The organism is Bradyrhizobium sp. 157 (assembly GCF_023073815.1).
In the GTDB taxonomy this organism is placed as follows: domain Bacteria; phylum Pseudomonadota; class Alphaproteobacteria; order Rhizobiales; family Xanthobacteraceae; genus Bradyrhizobium.
In genome coordinates this window covers 1-1,944 of the sequence record NZ_JADPKF010000071.1, presented here as the reverse complement: position 1 = coordinate 1,944, position 1,944 = coordinate 1, and the positions used below count along the sequence as shown (strand labels likewise).

Sequence of the window (1,944 nt, the reverse complement as noted above, 5' to 3'; positions counted from 1 at the left end):
CCGCCCAGCGGCGTCGGTGAGCCGGGCGTGCCGCCCGTTGCGCCGGCGCTGATCAACGCGATCTTCGCCGCGACCGGCAAGCGCATCCGCGCACTGCCGATCGGCAAGCAATTGGAAGCGTAAGGGGAACGTTAGACCGCACGGGCCGTTTTCGTTGATCTAAGAGGAGCCAGATCGATGAAACCCAACTCAACGGCGCTCGCGGTGTCGCTGCTGTCGAGCGTGCTTCTGTTGACTGCCCAGGCGGCGACCGCTCAAACCACGTCGCCGCCGCCCGCGACCGCAACGCGGCCAGCAACAACACCGCCGGGGCAAACCTCCATGCCAAGCGAAAGCCCACCGGCCACGACAACGCAGACCACCGGCGAAGCCAGCCGGGATCCGACGATCAAGCAAATGAACGAAGATGAAAAGCGGAAGGTCGAGACCAAGGGCAAATAAAAACAAGCCAAACTGAAAGCGGCGGACGTCCGTCCGCCGCTTTTTTCTTGCCTTGCCGTCTCGGCAAATTACCTCTGGCAGTTACTTCTTGAGGGCAAACACCCAGACGACGCCGCCCTGCGGCACGTTGTTCTCGATACCGATGTTGTTGGTCGTCAGCGCGTCCTGGATGCGCTGGGCGTCTACACCCCACCCGGACTGGATCGCGATATACTGTGTCCCGTCCACTTCGTAGGCGACCGGCATGCCCATGATGCCGGAATTGGTCTTCTGCTCCCAAAGCAGTTCGCCGGTCTTGGCATGAAAGGCGCGGAACATCCGGTCGTTGGTACCTCCGACAAAGATCAGGTCGCCCGCGGTCGCCGTCACCGACCCAAACAGGTGCGATCTGGGGAAAAGATGCGACCACACCTTCTTTCCCGTCGCCGGATCCCACGCCTGCAGCTCACCAAAATGCGTAGCGCCGGCGCGAACCTTCAGACCGATATCTTCGGGCTTGGTCCCGAGCCACAGCTGACCGGGCACCAACGGCACCTTCTCGCCGGTAAAGCCGCCGCAGAAATTCTCGTTGGCGGGAATATAGACCAGGCGGGTCTTCGGACTATAGGCCGCCGACGGCCAGTCCTTGCCGCCCCATAACGACGGACAGAACTCGACCCGCTTGCCCATAACCGGCTTGTGAGCCGGATCGACGATCGGCTTGCCCGTCTCGGGCTCAATGCCCTTCCAGACGTCGGTATAGACATAAGGCCAGCCGGCCACATACTTGATGCTGTCCGGCTTGCGCTCGAGTACCCAGAAGATCGCGTTGCGTCCCGGATGGATGAGGCTCTTGAAGATGCGACCATCCCTCTGCAGGTCGATCAGCATTGGTGCATCCACCTCGTCCCAATCCCAGGAATCGTTCTGATGGTACTGGAAATAGGTTTTGATCTTGCCGCTATCCGGGTCGAGCGCTAGCACCGAGGTTGTGTAGAGATTGTCGCCGGGGTGAGTATCTCCCGGCCACGGGGCGGCGTTGCCGGTGCCCCAGTAAATGGTCCGGGTGTCGGGATCGTAGTTGCCCGTCATCCACGCAGAGCCGCCGCCCGTTTTCCAGTCGTCGCCGCTCCAGGTCTCGTGGCCCGGCTCGCCTGGGCCGGGAATGGTGAAGGTCCGCCACAATTCTTTGCCGTTATTGGCATCATAGGCGACGACATAGCCGCGCACGCCGAATTCACCGCCGGCGGCACCGACGATAACCTTTCCATCGACAACCAGCGGCATCAGGGTCAGGTACTGACCCTTCTTGTAGTCCTGGACTTTGGTATCCCACAGGACCTTGCCGGTTTTGGCATCGAGCGCGACCACATGGTCATCGGTTGTCGCCAGGAACAGCCTGTCCTGCCACAATCCCACCCCGCGGTTGGTCGGGTGCAATTGGAAGAGATCGTCGGGGAGCTGGCGTTTGTAACGCCAGTACTCATCGCCTGTCTTGGCGTTGAGGGCGATCACCTGGCCCTG

2 protein-coding genes are annotated in these 1,944 nt (G+C 61.4%); one reads left to right on the top strand and one right to left on the bottom strand.

The genetic code is table 11. The annotated features are described in order from the left end of the window. Positions 1–177 precede the first annotated feature (177 nt). Entirely contained in the window at positions 178–441 is a 264-nt protein-coding gene (locus IVA95_RS15675) for a hypothetical protein (protein ID WP_247511275.1), read from the top strand. An 81-nt stretch (positions 442–522) separates the two neighbouring features. On the opposite strand, the gene IVA95_RS15670 is transcribed toward IVA95_RS15675, so the two are convergent. Beyond that, positions 523–1,944: PQQ-dependent dehydrogenase, methanol/ethanol family (locus IVA95_RS15670; RefSeq protein WP_247511274.1), on the bottom strand; the 1,422-nt coding region annotated here is incomplete at its 5' end.

Excerpts from the sequence above, each read along its gene's own strand:
- IVA95_RS15675 (WP_247511275.1), top strand. The coding sequence starts at position 178 with ATGAAACCCAACTCAACGGCGCTCGCGGTGTCGCTGCTGTCGAGCGTG.